The organism is Shewanella sp. SM21 (assembly GCF_025654335.1).
Lineage (GTDB): Bacteria > Pseudomonadota > Gammaproteobacteria > Enterobacterales > Shewanellaceae > Shewanella > Shewanella oncorhynchi.
In genome coordinates, this window is record NZ_JAKKRL010000023.1 from 37,570 (window position 1) to 51,786 (window position 14,217).

Annotated in this window: 14 protein-coding genes and 1 pseudogene; 7 read left to right on the top strand and 8 right to left on the bottom strand. The window is 45.8% G+C overall.

The genetic code is table 11. The features are described from left to right. Positions 1 to 6 precede the first annotated feature (6 nt). The 5 genes from L5L94_RS21170 to radC form a co-directional block, all read right to left on the bottom strand. Positions 7 to 525: a PH domain-containing protein gene (locus tag L5L94_RS21170; protein ID WP_263164973.1), complete on the bottom strand. Its 519-nt coding sequence runs from the start codon at positions 523 to 525 to the stop codon at positions 7 to 9. Between the two features lie 119 nt (positions 526 to 644). Then, positions 645 to 1,964 (bottom strand): amino-acid N-acetyltransferase, encoded by a 1,320-nt coding sequence (gene argA / locus L5L94_RS21175; RefSeq protein ID WP_105251176.1) that lies wholly within the window; start codon positions 1,962 to 1,964, stop codon positions 645 to 647. Positions 1,965 to 2,286: 322 nt separating this feature from the next. Next, a complete protein-coding gene (rpmG, locus tag L5L94_RS21180; protein WP_006079871.1) occupies positions 2,287 to 2,460 on the bottom strand; it encodes a 50S ribosomal protein L33 in 174 nt (57 codons plus the stop codon). A 6-nt stretch (positions 2,461 to 2,466) separates the two neighbouring features. Next, a complete protein-coding gene (rpmB, locus tag L5L94_RS21185; protein WP_006079870.1) occupies positions 2,467 to 2,703 on the bottom strand; it encodes a 50S ribosomal protein L28 in 237 nt (78 codons plus the stop codon). A 121-nt stretch (positions 2,704 to 2,824) separates the two neighbouring features. Then, positions 2,825 to 3,502: a RadC family protein gene (gene radC / locus L5L94_RS21190; protein WP_113941095.1), complete on the bottom strand. Its 678-nt coding sequence runs from the start codon at positions 3,500 to 3,502 to the stop codon at positions 2,825 to 2,827. A 122-nt stretch (positions 3,503 to 3,624) separates the two neighbouring features. On the opposite strand from radC, the gene coaBC reads away from it, so the two are divergent. The 5 genes from coaBC (at position 3,625) to folE (ending at position 8,976) form a co-directional block, all read left to right on the top strand. Beyond that, positions 3,625 to 4,848, top strand: coding sequence for a bifunctional phosphopantothenoylcysteine decarboxylase/phosphopantothenate--cysteine ligase CoaBC (coaBC, locus tag L5L94_RS21195; protein ID WP_173497931.1), 1,224 nt, complete (start codon positions 3,625 to 3,627; stop codon positions 4,846 to 4,848). Then, a complete protein-coding gene (gene dut, locus L5L94_RS21200; RefSeq protein ID WP_105251173.1) occupies positions 4,845 to 5,303 on the top strand; it encodes a dUTP diphosphatase in 459 nt (152 codons plus the stop codon). Before coaBC ends, dut begins: the two co-directional genes overlap by 4 nt. Positions 5,304 to 5,337: 34 nt before the next feature. Further along, the gene (gene slmA, locus L5L94_RS21205) at positions 5,338 to 5,931 is read left to right on the top strand and encodes a nucleoid occlusion factor SlmA (RefSeq protein WP_113941097.1); all 594 of its coding nucleotides are present in this window, start codon (positions 5,338 to 5,340) and stop codon (positions 5,929 to 5,931) included. A gap of 135 nt (positions 5,932 to 6,066) precedes the next feature. Further along, positions 6,067 to 8,055 carry an alpha/beta hydrolase family protein gene (locus L5L94_RS21210; protein ID WP_263164975.1) on the top strand — a complete coding sequence of 663 codons (1,989 nt, stop codon included), beginning with the start codon at positions 6,067 to 6,069 and terminating at the stop codon, positions 8,053 to 8,055. 270 nt (positions 8,056 to 8,325) lie between these two features. Further along, the gene (folE, locus tag L5L94_RS21215) at positions 8,326 to 8,976 is read left to right on the top strand and encodes a GTP cyclohydrolase I FolE (protein ID WP_006079864.1); all 651 of its coding nucleotides are present in this window, start codon (positions 8,326 to 8,328) and stop codon (positions 8,974 to 8,976) included. Positions 8,977 to 9,201: 225 nt separating this feature from the next. On the opposite strand, the gene pyrE is transcribed toward folE, so the two are convergent. Together pyrE and rph are read right to left on the bottom strand one after the other, a co-directional pair. Next, entirely contained in the window at positions 9,202 to 9,843 is a 642-nt protein-coding gene (gene pyrE, locus L5L94_RS21220) for an orotate phosphoribosyltransferase (protein ID WP_263164977.1), read from the bottom strand. A gap of 163 nt (positions 9,844 to 10,006) precedes the next feature. Then, positions 10,007 to 10,720: a ribonuclease PH gene (rph, locus tag L5L94_RS21225; RefSeq protein WP_006079862.1), complete on the bottom strand. Its 714-nt coding sequence runs from the start codon at positions 10,718 to 10,720 to the stop codon at positions 10,007 to 10,009. A 537-nt stretch (positions 10,721 to 11,257) separates the two neighbouring features. Between rph and L5L94_RS21230 the strand changes: the two genes are divergently transcribed. Beyond that, entirely contained in the window at positions 11,258 to 12,121 is an 864-nt protein-coding gene (locus L5L94_RS21230; RefSeq protein WP_263164978.1) for a YicC/YloC family endoribonuclease, read from the top strand. 210 nt (positions 12,122 to 12,331) lie between these two features. Further along, positions 12,332 to 13,561 carry a tyrosine-type recombinase/integrase gene (locus L5L94_RS21235; protein ID WP_263164980.1) on the top strand — a complete coding sequence of 410 codons (1,230 nt, stop codon included), beginning with the start codon at positions 12,332 to 12,334 and terminating at the stop codon, positions 13,559 to 13,561. A gap of 223 nt (positions 13,562 to 13,784) precedes the next feature. Here the strand turns inward: L5L94_RS21235 and L5L94_RS21240 are convergent. Further along, positions 13,785 to 14,217 (bottom strand): annotated as a pseudogene (locus L5L94_RS21240) (ATPase); the annotation flags it as partial.

Here is a 14,217-nt window from a genome sequence, read left to right on the forward strand (position 1 = left end):
TGATGATTACTTTTGTAACTGTGCTAAAAACTCACTCCCTTGCGGTACTGTCAGTAATAAACTGTAGCCTTTAGTCGTTGGCACTAACACTAACTGCGATTTATCTGTTATCGCCAAAAATGCCCTGCCTTTCCCTTGTAGATTAAACCAACCCAATTGAAATCCTGGCATGCCTATACCGTTGGCTTTAAATCTCGGCGTTAAATCTGCCTCTTGTTGCAAATCGACTATGCGTGCCTCGGCGGGCAATAAATCCACGCGGGATAACTGCACTTTATAGAAGGGAACATCCAATGTGAGCTCTGTATCGGTTAACACTAATTCGGCGCTATTCGATTGATAGAAGACCCAAGAAAATCCGCCCATCATCACCAGCAATATACCTAAACTCGCTGACTTCGCTATCTTAGGCATATTTTTTAGCCATAACATCAGTAAGATACCCGCTAAACCGAGCAATAAGACGATAAAACTGAAGATAGAGGTTTGGGTTAAAGGGGCGAGTTCAAAAAATTGAGGACTCATTGGCAGTATCTCCCGTGCAGTGAAGCCTTAATCTGCCAACAAAGACATATTATGTCGATAAAAATGCCAGCGCTAATATGAGTACTAGGCTGACATTGATTGGATTGATTTAGAACGGCTTAAAGATCGAGCGCGAGAATTTTGGAGCGGCGTTGATAGTTATACAACTGCTTCTTCTTCTGCGGCAGTGCTTCAACATCTTCAATCACAAAACCATGCTCTAAGAACCAGTGAATGCTCCGAGTTGTCAATGCAAACAATCGTGAATAACCACGGTTTCTGGCCTGATTGATAATGTTCTTCAGCAGTAAGCTCCCTCTATCGGCATCGCGATAATCAGGATGCACCACCAAACAAGCAAACTCACCCGCATTGTCCTCTTCAAAAGGATAGAGCGCAGCACAACCAATCACTAAACCATCGCGTTCAATCAACATGAACTGTTCGATTTCGATCTCAAGCTGCTCACGGCTACGACGCACCAGAATGCCTTGCTCCTCCAATGGACGGATAAGGTTCAGTACACCGCCAATATCAGCGATCGACGCACAGCGTAAACGCTCGGCACTCTCAGTCACGATTTGCGTGCCTATCCCTTCGCGAGAAAACAGTTCCTGCAACAAGGCGCCATCTTCGAGGTAGCTAACTAAATGACAACGCGGTACGCCATTGCGGCAAGCATCGATACTGGCTTTGAGAAACGCCATAGTGCCAACACAAGCAGACCCTTGCTCGGCCAGCTTGTTCATGATGTTTTGCGCATCATTTGGCATCAACTCGGCAATCACATCGCCATTACGATCGAGAATACCGTTCTGTGAGCTAAAGCCGATCATCTTGTCGGCTTTGAGCTTAATTGCCACTTGAGTCGCGATTTCCTCGGCGGTGAGATTAAAGCTTTCACCAGTAACCGAAGCCGCAATCGGCCCCATCAATACGATGCAGTGATTATCTAACTGACGTTTTAAGCCTTGCACATCAATACGACGCACTTTGCCACTCAGACAAAAGTCCACACCATTATCCACACCCAGTGGTTGAGCAATCACAAAGTTGCCGCTCACTAAGTTAATTTGCGCACCTTGCATCGGCGTATTACTTAAACTCATGGATAAACGCGCTGTGATATCAAATTGCAGTGCACCCGCAACTTGCTTAATCACTTTGAGCGAATCTTCATCCGTGATACGCACACCGTCGTGGTAGGCAGGCGCAATACCGTTGGCGGCTAATGCAGCATCAATCTGCGGCCTAGCGCCATATACCAACACCACTTTGATCCCTAAACTGTGCAGCAGGGCGACATCATTTAAGATGGCGCGGAATTGATTTTGAGCCAAAGCTTCACCACCCAGCATGACCACAAAAGTTTTACCTCTGTGGGCATTAACATAGGGGGCAGAATGACGAAATCCATCAACCAGTTCAGTGGTACGCACGCGTTATTTACACCTCATTTTTGAGCTGGCAGCGTCACTATGACACACCAGGAATGAATCGCTAACTTTCGCGTATGGTATTGCATTTTAATTCACATATAAAGAATTTATTCTCACTAAAGTGCAGATTTGATGATTTAAAGTGCTTAGAACTGCACTATTTTATATTTTCAGTAAGTGTTCACACTTTTTTAACTTCACAGGGGATGATTCAGCGGCATCAGTTTGCGAGGCAATTATCTCAACTTGATGACTAGCCACTAAAAAAATGCAAAAAAAAGCCCCTTAAATAAGGGGCTTTTCTCGAAACACTAACCAAGGATTACTTGATTTTGGCTTCTTTGTAGATAACGTGCTGACGAATAACTGGATCAAATTTTTTGATTTCCATTTTTTCAGGCATGTTACGCTTGTTTTTTTCAGTTGTGTAGAAGTGACCAGTCTTAGCTGTAGAAACTAATTTGATCTTCTCACGATTACCTTTAGCTTTAGCCATGATCTATTATACCTTCTCGCCACGGGCACGAAGTTCAGCAACAACAACTTCGATACCTTTTTTGTCGATCAGACGGATACCTTTAGTAGATACACGTAACTGTACGAAACGCTTTTCTTCTTCTAACCAAAAACGGTGGTTTTGTAGGTTAGGTAAAAAACGACGACGGGTCGCGTTTTTTGCATGCGAACGGTTGTTACCAACCATCGGCTTCTTGCCAGTAACTTGGCATACTCTTGACATGTCAATCTTCTCCAAAAACAATTTTAACGCTCGAGCATTAATGTGCCTCGTATGGCCGTCGCCCGAGGCACAAAGAGGGCGCATTTTATACACGATCACAGAGTGAAGATCAAGTGTTAGATTAATTAATCCAGCCTCGTTCTGCAAAAGAAACTATCTCTCGATCACCTACAACCATATGGTCCAACAAGGATACGTCTATGGTTGCTAACGCATTTTTTAATCGCTCAGTTATTCGTCGGTCAGCCTGACTGGGCTCGGCAATACCAGACGGATGATTATGACAAACTATAACTGCTGCGGCCTTTTTCTCCAGCACTAAGCTCACCACTTCACGTGGATATACTGAGGCTGAGTCTATTGTGCCGCGGAATAATTCGACAAATTGAATCACTCTATGCTGGCTATCCAGCAGTAAAACTGCGAACACTTCATAGGAGCGATCGGCCAATTGTCGCATTAAATAGTCCCGAGTTAAATCGGGATTTGTCAAAACCTGACCTCTTTGCAGATTTTCCTGCGCTACACGCCGCGCTAATTCGGCCGCAGCTTGAAGCTGGGCGTATTTTACAGGTCCTACGCCCGGAAGTCGACACACCTGATTTCTTGGGGCACAGAGCAGGTTTCTGAGGCCGCCAAACTCGCAAATAAGCGACCTAGCAAGGTCAACCGCGTTTAATCCAGCTAAACCGTTACGCAGCAATACTGCCAGTAATTCAGCATCCGAGAGATGCGCAGCTCCTTTTTGTAACAGTTTATCTCTGGGACCTTCGCCCTCAGGCCAATCTTTAATCCCCATGCGACCTCCCTGTCATCTCACATATTTTCACTTTACTGAGTATGGACGAGATTTTTTGAACTGGGATAGTCACTAAAATTCACCGCTTTGTGATATTGTTGCCGGCATTATTTCTATCTCGGATGATGTCTGTGAGTCTGACAAATAAAAACGTCCTGCTGGGCATTGGCGGCGGTATTGCGGCCTATAAAAGTGCTGATTTAGTACGTCGCTTGAAAGAGCGTGGTTTTGATGTGCGCGTGGTGATGAGCCAAAGTGCGATGGAATTTATCACGCCTCTGACGCTGCAAGCGTTGTCTGGACATCCAGTGGCATCTAGCTTGCTCGACCCCGCAGCAGAAGCAGCCATGGGTCATATAGAACTCGCTCGTTGGGCAGATCTCGTCATCATCGCCCCTGCAACCGCAAACCTATTGGCGCGGATTAATGCAGGCATGGCCGATGAGCTAATCACCACCACGTGTCTTGCCACTGAGGCGCCAATTGCCCTGTGTCCAGCAATGAACCAACAGATGTACCGTAATCTGGCAACTCAAGCTAATTTAACTAGCCTAGCATCACGTGGTTTTACACTTTGGGGACCCGCCAGTGGCAGTCAGGCCTGTGGTGAAGTGGGTCCTGGTCGTATGTTAGAGCCATTAGACATAGCGGAACTGGCTACACAATTTTTTGCCACGCCTGACGCCGTTGAATTTAAGCCACTCGCAGGACAGTCGGTGCTGATTACCGCCGGACCAACCCGTGAAGCAATTGATCCCGTCAGATACATTTCAAATCACAGTTCTGGAAAAATGGGCTTTGCACTGGCCAAAGCCGCGGCAGATATGGGGGCAACAGTCACCTTAGTCTCAGGCCCAGTAAATCTAAGCACCCCAGAAGGCGTGACACGCATTGATGTTGAATCGGCGCAAAATATGCTCGATGCTGTTATGGATAACGTTGATAAAAAAGATATTTTTATTGGCTGCGCCGCCGTTGCAGACTACCGCATTAGCGATATTGCTACCTGTAAGATCAAAAAATCGACCGAAGAAATGCAACTTGCGCTGGTGAGGAATCCTGATATCTTAGCCACGGTTGCGAGCTTACCTAACCGTCCTTTTGTGGTGGGATTTGCCGCCGAAACCCATGATGTAGAAGCCTATGCGCGTGATAAGCTCAAACGTAAAAACTTGAACATGATCGCCGCAAACGACGTTTCCATTGCTGGCCTAGGCTTTAATGCCGATGCTAATGCCCTGCGTGTTTTCTGGCCGCACGGCAGTCAAGATTTGCCTGCTACTGACAAACTCACGTTGGCACGGCAATTACTTTCGTTGATAGTGAAAGAAAAAACAAATACATGAAAACACCGATTGAATTAAAAATTCTCGACTCCCGTATCGGCTCAGAATTTCCCTTGCCCGCTTACGCCACCGCAGGCAGTGCAGGCATGGATCTTCGCGCCATGATAGACACGGCTTTAACCATAGCACCGGGTGAAACAGTGCTCATTCCCACGGGGATTGCCATTCATGTGGCCGACCCAGGACTTGCAGCGGTGATTTTACCGCGCTCAGGCCTTGGCCATAAACACGGTATCGTACTGGGGAATCTAGTCGGACTCATAGATTCAGATTACCAAGGCCCCTTAATGGTATCTTGTTGGAATCGTGGTGACAGTCCATTCACCTTAGAAATGGGCGATCGTCTCGCGCAACTGGTGTTTGTTCCTGTGGTACAAGCACAATTCAAACTCGTTGATGAGTTCGACAGCTCAGACCGTGGTGAAGGCGGATTTGGCCATTCAGGCACTAAATAATCCCCTAAGTCGTTATTGAGCCAAGGATACTGCAATGGCTGTAAGCCCAAAAATTAATCGTCGTGAACACATTCTGCAATGTCTAGCGCAGATGCTAGAAACCAACCCAGGACAAAGGATCACCACAGCGAAACTGGCCTCAGAAGTCGGTGTATCGGAAGCCGCACTGTATCGCCACTTCCCGAGTAAAGCGCGGATGTTCGAAGGCCTAATCGAATTTATCGAAGAGTCGTTATTGTCGCGCATCAATTTAATCATGGATGACGAAAAAGACACCATGAAGCGCTGCCAGTTGGTACTGCAACTGCTGCTGATCTTTGCCGAGCGTAACCCAGGAATTTCCCGCGTTCTCAACGGTGATGCTCTACTCGGTGAAAATGAACGCCTGCGAAGCCGTATTGGTAACTTATTTGCCAAAATTGAAACCCAGTTAAAGCAAATTTTACGGGAAAAAACCCTGCGAGAAGGTAAAGGCTTCAACTTAGACGAAGCCATATTAGCCAATTTACTGTTAGCCTTTGCCGAAGGCCGAATCGCTCAATTTGTACGAAGTGAATTCAAACTCAAACCGACGACACACTTCGATGAACAGTGGCGTTTTATCCAGCACCAACTTTTACAAAGCTAATGATTTTTCAACATAAAGGACGGTAACTATCGTCCTTTATTTTCGATATTCCTTCCTTGTTTCGCCCCATCTTTTGTTTTATCCTCGAAAAACATTTTAAGAACAAAAAACACAATGATTTTACAAGGATGTCAGATGAAACTCTTCCGATTAGCCATGTTGGCGACACTTTGCTTACCAATACTTCCAATATCCACCTTTGCAGCCAATAGCTCCAACGCGAATGCGTTATCGCAAGCACAGTTATTCAGCAAAGGTGATGAGTACTCGGATGTAAAAATATCGCCTACTGGTAAATACTTAAGCGCTATCACAAGTGTCGAAGGTAAAAACGTTCTCTTAGTCTTAGATACCCAAACCAAAAAACTCCTCAATGCGATACGTTTTCCCGATAATGCTCAAGTCGGCGACTATGAATGGGCCAACAGTGAGCGACTGGTACTGGCAAAAGAATACCTAAAAGGCTGGCAAGACACACCTATCTACTACGGTGAATTGATGGCGGTAAATGCCGATGGTTCACGAAAAGCGTATTTATTCGGCTTCGAGAGTGGCGAGCAACAAACAGGTTCAAATATCAAGAAAAATACCCCTATGCGGGCGAGCGCGTTTATCCTCGATCCTCTGCCAGATGATGAACGCTACATGTTAGTTAATGCTATTCCATGGAATGATAGGATCAATCTTGACTTTGAACTATCACAAGATGTCTATCGCGTAGACTTGTTCAATGGCACACGTAAACGCATCACAGGCTCACCTATCGGCCGAGCCCGTTTTATGACAGACCATCAAGGTGAAGTCCGCTTCGTTGCCGGTGAGGACAATAAAAACATTACTAAAGTGTTCTACCGCAAAGACGGTAACTGGGTAAATACCGATAAACTAAATCTAGGTCTTGCTGATTTTAAACCACTCTCCTTTGCCGATGATAAAAATACGATTTATGCCGCCGGTCGATCCCAAGGTGAAACCTTAGGGGTTTACAAAATTAATCTCGAAACGGGCGATAAAACTGAAATCATTCAGGATGAAAACGTTGACCCTAGCAACTTTTGGATTAACGGCACCAATAAACAACTTTATGCCGTCGAGTTTGAAAATGGTTACCCAAGTTATGCCTTTGTCGATAATGAGGATTCGCACGCTAAATTGCTAAAAGATCTGCTGGGTGCTCTCCCCGGTCACCAAGTACGAATTGTTAGCGAAACCCGAGATGCAGCAAAACTCGTCGTACTTGCGTTTAATGATCGAAACCCTGGCGATTACTACATATTTGATACGAAAACACTAAAACTTGAATATCTAGCCGCCGCTAAAAAATGGCTCGACCCAGAGCAAATGGCTGATGTTAAACCCATCACTTTCACCAGCCGTGATGGTAAACAACTCCATGGATATCTAACGCTCCCCTTTGGTAAAGAAGCTAAAAACCTACCCTTAGTCGTCAATCCACACGGTGGTCCACACGGTATCCGTGACTGGTGGGGCTTTGACCCACAAAACCAATATCTAGCAAGCCAAGGCATAGCAGTTCTACAGGTCAACTTCCGTGGTTCAGGCGGATATGGCGATCAATTTGAACGCGCTGGCTATCAAAAATGGGGCTCAGATATTCAGCATGACATTATCGACGCAACCCAGTACGTTATTGACCAAGGTTTTGCCGATAAGGAACGCATCTGTATCGTTGGTGGTAGCTTTGGTGGGTACAGCGCCTTGCAGAGCGCTGTGCTTGCGCCAGATATGTTTAAATGCGCCATAGGTGTAGCTGGCGTATATGATCTTGAATTGATGTTTAATGAAGGCGATGTCGCCAACAGCCGTTCTGGTACTAGCTATCTCAAGGATGTGCTTGGCCAAGATAAAGCGGTACTTAAAGCAATGTCTCCTTCTGAAAACGTCGATAAACTCAAAGCAAACATACTATTGGTGCATGGTGGTGAAGATGAGCGAGCGCCAATTGAACAACTCGAATCCCTCGAAAAAGGCCTAAAAGCTCACAATTATCCTTACCAAAAACTGGTGATGGACAATGAAGGCCACGGTTTTTATAACGATGAGCATAGAGCGAAATACTATGAACAAATGCTCAGTTTCCTAAAAACCAACCTAAAACTTTAGAATTGACTCAAACTTGCCGACACTACTAGGCTAAACTCGATTGGCAGTGGTAGATTTAAAGCCGATATCCGATAAGGACTATCGGCTTTTTCATGTGGCCTATGCGCGTTTTTCGGTATGAATTGTCTGCAATTCGCGCTATCCTCCTCCCCCTATTCTTGCCCTAGCGAGAATAACAATAATTTGTATCTGATGCTGAACAGCCCAAGTACCACGCGATGATCAGCATAGGTTTTCTGTTATAGCCGCTACGACGTAGTGGAGGATAAGATGGCATTAAGTGAAGCAGCAGTAAAAGTACAAGCTGCGTTATTAGAACGTGGACTTGAAACCCCAATGCTCCCAAGCGTTTACAGCAGTGAAGAACGTAAAGACAAGATTGAACATCATATGAAAGAAATCCTGACATTAATGTCATTGGATCTGTCAGATGATAGCCTTGCCGATACGCCGCGCCGCATTGCTAAAATGTACGTCGATGAAATCTTCTCCGGCTTAGATTATGCGAACTTCCCTAAGATCACGGTTATCGACAATAAGATGGGCTTCGATGAAATGGTGCGAGTGCAAGACATTAGCCTTACCAGCACCTGCGAACATCATTTAGTGACTATCGATGGCACTGCGACCATAGCTTATCTACCACGCAAAAAAATCATTGGTTTATCAAAGATTAACCGTATTGTGCGTTTCTTTGCTCAACGCCCTCAGGTACAAGAGCGTTTGACTCAGCAAGTGTTAGTCGCGCTACAAACCTTGCTCGAAACCAAAGACGTTGCCGTTAAAATGGATGCCGTGCATTACTGCGTAAAATCCCGTGGCGTGATGGACTCCACCAGTTCGACCACTACCACAGCGCTGGGCGGTATTTTCAAATCTAACCCCGCAACTCGCGCCGAGTTTTTGCACCAGTCTAAATAAAAGTATTGAAACTTAACGTGATTTAAAGCGTGCCTAAATCAATAGCAATCAATACAGCTCAATAAAAAACGCTGCGATTCCTTCTATAGAATCGCAGCGTTTTTTGTTTTCATACTCACTCAATCAAACCCTTCTCAACCTAGCTAAGATCAATGCTGGCTGATTAACTGATTTCACCAAGCCTGCGATAACCGCTTGATTAATACCAGCGGCCAAACACTAGACTTAAATCCCGTATTGCTCGCGGTACTGGCTCACGGCGGCAAGTTGCACTTCCATCCCTGGTTTTTCAGACAAATAACTGATTAGGTTGGCGAGTTTAATAATTGCCACTATGCCACAACCAAAATCACGCTCAACTTCTTGGATGGCCGATAACTCGCCCTTGCCTTTCTCTTGTCTGTCTAAGGCAATCAACACGCCAGCTAATTGTGCTTTATGGGCTTCGATGATTTCCATCGATTCACGGATCGCAGTACCTGCAGTGATCACATCATCCACCAGCATCACGCGGCCTTTAAGCTCGCTACCGACTAAGCTGCCACCTTCGCCGTGATCTTTTTTCTCTTTGCGATTAAAGCAGTAAGGAATGTCAATATCGTGATGCTCACACAGGGCAACGGCCGTAGTCGTAGCAATCGGAATACCTTTGTAAGCAGGGCCAAACAGCAAGTCGTAATCAATGCCAGAGTCCACTAACGCAGCGGCATAAAAACGACCTAAACGCGCTAAGTCACGGCCAGTATTGAACAAACCCGCATTGAAGAAATAAGGACTGATACGGCCCGATTTAAGGGTAAATTCGCCAAATCGCAACACCTGACGTTCTAGGGCAAATTCAATAAACTCACGTTGATAAGCTTTCACAATATCTCCTTACGACTTTGTATTTTATTGGTTTTTTATTATGAGGAATTTTTATTCGGTACAGGGCTTGCACTACACTAGCATCTTGCTGCAGATAAAAAGCTGCAGTTAATAAAAAGCCCCGCACTCTATAACATGACGGGGCTTTTTCATCACCACAATATTAGTTCAGGGCGGCTTTCTGCACATCGACGATTTCACGAATACTGTTCTTCGCCAATGCCAACAGTTCGAGTAATTCTTCGTGGCTGAATGGCTCGCCTTCGGCGGTGCCTTGAATTTCGATGATCTTGCCCGTTTCTGTCATCACGACGTTCATGTCAGTTTCTGCGGCGCTGTCTTCGATATATTCTAGATCGCTTATCGCTTCACCCTTGTAAATACCGACGCTGACAGCAGCGATAAGGAATTTCAGCGGGTTAGATTTAATGATGCCTTTACCACGCGCCCAGTTCAACGCATCCACTAAGGCCACACAGGCGCCAGTGATAGAGGCAGTGCGTGTGCCACCGTCAGCTTGGATCACATCACAGTCGATCACGATAGTGTTTTCGCCTAGGGCTTTCATATCCACACAGGCGCGTAGTGCACGACCGATAAGACGTTGAATTTCTTGTGTACGGCCAGATTGCTTACCGCGAGCGGCTTCACGATCCATACGGCTATGGGTCGAACGTGGCAACATGCCGTATTCCGCAGTCACCCAGCCTTGACCCTGACCTTTAAGGAAACGTGGCACACCTTCAGTAAAACTGGCGGTACAAAGCACTTTCGTTTCGCCAAATTCCACTAACACAGAACCTTCGGCATGGGCCGTAAACTGGCGAGTGATAGTGATGGGACGAGTTTGTGCTGGCGTTCTGTTACTTGGACGCATGCGAGATTCCTGTATTCTGAGTCATTGACCGATTTTGGCTGCATATTATAAGGGCTTGAGCCTTAGGATGCCATGCTTAGGGTGATTCTCTGGCAAACTCATCACACTCAAACGCCTAATCAGTGTCCTTATACCCAAACAACCTGAAGATGCAGAATTCAGCGGGAGTTTAACGCACTTTAGGCAAGGCCATTTATTGCTCCTGCATAAATGGCATTCACGCCATCCATGGCGATTGCGGTTATTTGCGGACCTAGTGGACTAAGTTAAAAATAACCAACGCAGCATAAAGTGCGTTACCCCGTGGTTAACATCAACCGCCGGGACGGAACGCCTAGGGCACTTCACTTCCGTGTTGCATCAATTCAAAAGGTAGCCGACATTCTGTCATTGCTGCGCCTTGAATTGAAGCATCCTAGGCGCTCTGAAACTCGTATCTTCAGGTAGCTTGGGTATATTTACTGTATGCCTTTAATCCTAAAGCCATTGACTCTATAATCGCCTCTCATTATGACGATTACACCATTAGGACAACCCATGATCCAAAGCATGACAGCCTACGCTCGCATCGAGCACAAAGCACAATGGGGCACTGCCTCCTGGGAAATTCGCTCAGTCAATCAACGTTATCTCGAAACTTACCTACGTTTACCCGAGCAATTCCGCAGCTTCGAACCCGTACTGCGCGACCGCCTTCGTAAACGTTTAAGCCGCGGCAAAGTGGAAGTCAATTTGCGCTACGAGCTGGCAGACAACAGCAATAACGAGCTGCAGTTGAATCAAGCGCTAGCAAAACAGTTATTAGGCGCCGCCACTTGGCTCAAGCAAGAAGCGGGACAAGGCGATGTCAATCTGACCGACATCCTGCGCTGGCCGGGTGTGCTCGCGAGCGGTGAACAAGATATGGATGCCATCGGCGCCGATCTGATGACAGCCTTCGACTCAGCCATAGATCAATTCATCGAAGCCCGTGGCCGTGAAGGCGAAGCCATCAAAGACATGCTGTTAAGCCGCTTAGACGGAGTCAGCGAGCAAATCGCCGTCGTACGCGAGCACATGCCAACGGTGATGCTGTATCAACGCGAAAAGCTCACCAACCGCCTTGCAGAAATCAAAGGTGAATTCGACCCAGCCCGCATCGAGCAAGAAATGGTGCTTCTGGCTCAGAAACAAGATGTCGCCGAAGAAATGGACAGACTCGAAGCCCATGTGGCCGAAGCTCGCCGCATCCTCAAAAAAGGCGGCAGCGAAGGTCGCCGTTTAGATTTTATGATGCAAGAATTCAACCGCGAATCGAACACACTCGCCTCTAAATCCATCAGCACTGAAATCACCTCAGCCGCAGTTGAACTTAAAGTGCTCATCGAGCAAATGCGCGAGCAGATCCAGAACGTTGAATAATGCCCACAAACATCCACCTAGAATTATTAACTATTGTTTTTAATCAGTTTTAGCATATAAACCGTCTACTAACATCCATCTATACCCACCATTACCCACCACCATATGGTGGGTATATTGGTGGGTATGCTACAATAATCCCGATCGCCAGCGGTGGGTATTGTTGGCTTTCATAAAAGCAACCTTAAGGTCATGATGGGGAATGTATTTATGGGAAACCTGACAGTAAAAGAGATTGAGTCCAAGGCAAAAGGAGAGCCAGGCCGGTATGCAGATGGAAACGGTCTGTATTTTGTTGTCCCAAAACTTGGCGTTCCATATTGGATGCTCCGTTACACGGCGCAATCTAAACGCAAAGAAATGACCTTAGCAAAATACAGTGATATGTCTCTTGCTGATGCGCGTGCAGAAGCTGCTACCAAAATGAAACAGTTTCGCGATGGTCTCGACCCGCTCGTAGCCAAAAAACGTGCAGAGCAATCTCAAATCAAAACTGTTGATGAGCTTTTTGCTGATTGGCACCTTGGTAACATCAATCGACTTAAATACGCCAATATTCCAGAACGTATCTATCGCAAGGATATCGCGCCGCATATAGGCAGCTTTAGTATCGATACTGTTACAGCTAGAGATATCAGAGACATCCTCAAAACTATCGCCGCGACAGGCCGCCCCGCCATCGCTAACGATGCTCTAATGTACTGTAAGCAGCTTTTTAATCACGGCATAAAACTAGATTTACTTGGTGCAAATCCAGCCAGTGCATTTTCTATATCAGATGCTGGTGGCTTAGAAAAAAGTAAAGACCGCGCTTTAACGCTAGAGGAAGTCACCACGTTTTTTAAGATCGCTAGGGAAAATAGTGACAGTTTTAGCCGTGACAATTACCTAGCCTGCGCACTACTGATTACATTGGGAGTACGTAAGTCTGAGTTGGCTGAAGCGCCTTGGAAGGAGTTTAATCTTGATGAAAAGGTGTGGAATCTGTCCAAAAACAGAAGCAAATCAGGAGTGGGTATTGCGATTCCATTGCCTCCCATAGTGATGGAATGGCTATATGAATTAAAAATTAGAGCGTGTGGCTCAGATTATGTCTTTCCAAGCAGACGCTCCAGTAAAAATCCCCATATGGGCCCTGATACGCTAAACCGAGCGATCACTAAACTATTTGGCCACGAAGCCGGTAAGAAAAAACAACCCCCAAACTTAATGGGTGATATGCCCCACTTCACTGTGCACGATCTACGTCGTACCTGCCGCACCCTGCTTGCCAAACAAGGTACGTCAGGACACGTTGCTGAACGTTGCCTCAACCACAAACTGAAGGGCGTTGAAGGGATTTATAACCAGCATGATTATTTCGATGAGCGAAGGGAAGCGTTAGAAAAATTGTCGCAATATTTGAAGGATATTATCAACACTCCTAAAAAGGCGAATTGATAATTATTTATATGCAGTAACTCATACAGGATCTGACAGTTTTGATGGTGTTGTTAAATCTACTCGTAGAAGCTAGCACCATCAAAGTCATTTTTGGACACTTCCGAGTTAAAGCATTAACTCTAACTCGTCAGTTTCGGATAAAAATTTCTATGGATTAACGCCTCAAAGACCAGCGCAGCTTTGCTGCGTCCGAGTGCTTTGACTTGTTATGTGCTACTTTTTATCGCCCATTTTGAAGATCCGTTAACGCTTGATCTAATGCCCCTACAGCTTGGACAATAGTTTCAACAGCCGAGCGATCAAACTCACCATCTCGCTGAGAATCATGAGTTCCACTATTTAGGTATCCCCATTCTATTGAGCCGCCAGCCACCCCTAATAATGCATCTAGAGCTCCCAGAGAAGAAATAATTGAAATAGACTGATTCTGATTCCTTCTCAAGGAAGAACGAATTTTATTGCACTTATTATTCAATTCCCAAGGTGATCTTGGCCCACTAAGTTTAAGTTCAATACGCCCATCTCCACTTCTTCCCATCCAAGTCCATAACCGATCCGTTAGGCTTTCTATAGCTGCCCGAGAGTAATAAAGAGTATCTCGTTTATCATCATTAGCAAATGCCTGCAGGGCTTTAAGAACGTAGTTCTTTGAG

Excerpts from the sequence above, each read along its gene's own strand:
- L5L94_RS21170 (WP_263164973.1), bottom strand. The coding sequence starts at position 525 with ATGAGTCCTCAATTTTTTGAACTCGCCCCTTTAACCCAAACCTCTATC.
- rpmG (WP_006079871.1), bottom strand. The coding sequence starts at position 2,460 with ATGGCTAAAGCTAAAGGTAATCGTGAGAAGATCAAATTAGTTTCTACA.
- rpmB (WP_006079870.1), bottom strand. The coding sequence starts at position 2,703 with ATGTCAAGAGTATGCCAAGTTACTGGCAAGAAGCCGATGGTTGGTAAC.
- radC (WP_113941095.1), bottom strand. The coding sequence starts at position 3,502 with ATGGGGATTAAAGATTGGCCTGAGGGCGAAGGTCCCAGAGATAAACTG.
- coaBC (WP_173497931.1), top strand. The coding sequence starts at position 3,625 with ATGATGTCTGTGAGTCTGACAAATAAAAACGTCCTGCTGGGCATTGGC.
- dut (WP_105251173.1), top strand. The coding sequence starts at position 4,845 with ATGAAAACACCGATTGAATTAAAAATTCTCGACTCCCGTATCGGCTCA.
- slmA (WP_113941097.1), top strand. The coding sequence starts at position 5,338 with ATGGCTGTAAGCCCAAAAATTAATCGTCGTGAACACATTCTGCAATGT.
- L5L94_RS21210 (WP_263164975.1), top strand. The coding sequence starts at position 6,067 with ATGAAACTCTTCCGATTAGCCATGTTGGCGACACTTTGCTTACCAATA.
- folE (WP_006079864.1), top strand. The coding sequence starts at position 8,326 with ATGGCATTAAGTGAAGCAGCAGTAAAAGTACAAGCTGCGTTATTAGAA.
- rph (WP_006079862.1), bottom strand. The coding sequence starts at position 10,720 with ATGCGTCCAAGTAACAGAACGCCAGCACAAACTCGTCCCATCACTATC.
- L5L94_RS21230 (WP_263164978.1), top strand. The coding sequence starts at position 11,258 with ATGATCCAAAGCATGACAGCCTACGCTCGCATCGAGCACAAAGCACAA.
- L5L94_RS21235 (WP_263164980.1), top strand. The coding sequence starts at position 12,332 with ATGGGAAACCTGACAGTAAAAGAGATTGAGTCCAAGGCAAAAGGAGAG.